The organism is Chitinophaga sp. 30R24, assembly GCF_049056765.1.
In the GTDB taxonomy this organism is placed as follows: Bacteria; Bacteroidota; Bacteroidia; order Chitinophagales; family Chitinophagaceae; genus Chitinophaga.
Map to the genome: position 1 here is coordinate 1 of NZ_JBJGXX010000036.1, position 1,983 is coordinate 1,983.

At 46.6% G+C, this 1,983-nt stretch carries 1 protein-coding gene; it reads right to left on the reverse strand.

What is annotated here, in order from left to right; all coding sequences use genetic code 11:
* A partial coding sequence (locus tag ACDQ55_RS21620) for a hypothetical protein (RefSeq protein ID WP_420983724.1) occupies nucleotides 1–1,983 on the reverse strand: 1,983 nt, incomplete at both ends.

Below are 1,983 nucleotides of genomic sequence, written 5' to 3' on the forward strand. Positions count from 1 at the left end.
CGGCTTAACCAACCATCAGAGTGATCTGATACTACTCCGGCAGGAGGAACGGTTTTCACCAGGTTACCGGCCTGGTCGTAATAATAAAGGGTATAGTGGTATTCACTCAAAGCATGCGTCATGGTAAACACCTCGCCACTGGCTGCTTGCATACAACTGTTGAGATACGACGCATTAAAATCATTTTTCAGCGAATCGGTCAGCGCTTTATAGAGCTCTGTGGATGTATTTACCAGGTAGAAAGTACTGTCTGAACAGTTGTTAGTGGTGTTTAGCGGTACTGCTTCCAGCGACGGGCCTGTTTGTCCGCATAACAACGGGCCACGGTATAGCGAGAGACTTTCACCGGATTCACAATAAACCTTATTAACAACGGCCGGAAGATCATTTACCTCCAGAGTAAAATCAAAAGTATTATTGCCCACCAGTTCGTTCACAGATAAATTTAAGCTCCCACTGAAGGCATCCTTGAATGGTGCAACGGATACTTCCAGGGCAGCGTCATTACAAGCCGCTAAACCATTGGTACGGTAAGTAAACAGCGCAGGGGTCATCCCAAAATTACCACCGGCATAAATGGAACTATCGTACTGGAAAATATTACGCACACCACTACCGGCAGACCTGTCTTGTAATCTCCTGGACCAGGACAGGCCGCCATCGGCATTTACCTTCATCAGGTAAAGGCCATTATCGGTTTCACTAAGGCTGGGCGACAGCAACATGCTACCATCACTCAGTTGGGCACCAGATAGCCAATAGGTATCTGCATTCAGTATCCTTGATAAAAGGAACGCACGCTGGATAAAACCATCACGGTCTACATCCATTACCATACCTTGACCGTTGAGTGAACCCAGGTTGGGATCTACAGATTTAACCATCGCCAGCCTAAAGCTACCGGAAGGAAGTTTATAGAGACCGTTTACAATTAATTTACTCCCAACATCGTAATTGAAATTACCAAGTATATCACCCCTCTCCTTATCCAGCCTCACCAGGTTGGCATTAAACCGGCTGCCTCCCCTGCCGCTACTGGTATAATTCAACCCTGCCATAACAAGGCTCTTCTCATCTTCTACAATCGCCTGCCCAAGCTCGGATTCGGCGGTCCCCATACGGCGAAGCCATCTCATATTGCCATCCTGGCTTACCACACCTACTGTCCAGTCACAGGATGTCTGGTATACGTTGTAGGTGCCTGAAAATGCAATATCTCCATTGCTCAGCTCTGCAATGTCACGGATATCATCTCCACTGCTCTCTTGCCTATAGATATCTCCGCTATATATACCCTTACTCCACAACACATCTCCCTTTGCGTTTAGCCGTAACAGGGAGGCAAAAGGCATGCTGTAAGTGGCCCATTCATTTACCGGCACCCTGTTATTGGATACCCCACCAGCCAGCAGATCACCATTTGCCATTTCCAGGATCTTTACAAACCGGTCGTCCCCATCTCCGGCATCGTACGTCTTTATCCAAACCGGCTGGCCATTAGACGAAGCTTTGATCAGCAACGCCTTGTCGATAACCTGGTTATTAGGACGGCTCGTATAACCTGCCATAATAAATCCCCCATCGCGGGTACGCTTCATATCTAGCACCGTAGCATTAAGGGCTACAGGATCAGCAACAGATCTTAATAAGCTTTTACCTGTATTTAACTGGAAGAAAGTAATCGTTGAAGCCTGGTCTGTAACAACAGTATCACGATAACCCAACACCTGGCAACTATCCATGAATTTAAGATAATCAACTACAGATAAACCATAGCCCAAACGGTTATTCATAAACGCAGCAAACAAGTCATTCTTTGTCCGCTGCAACGAATCCTCCTCAGGCAAGGCTGGCAAGATGCCATAAGTATTTTTAAACGTATGGTATAAACTATCTACCACACGGCAGTCTGCACAAGGTGATGGCGTATAACACTGGAAGACAGGGGGAATATTTACAGCCCGTTCTAAATACGTGCAACCG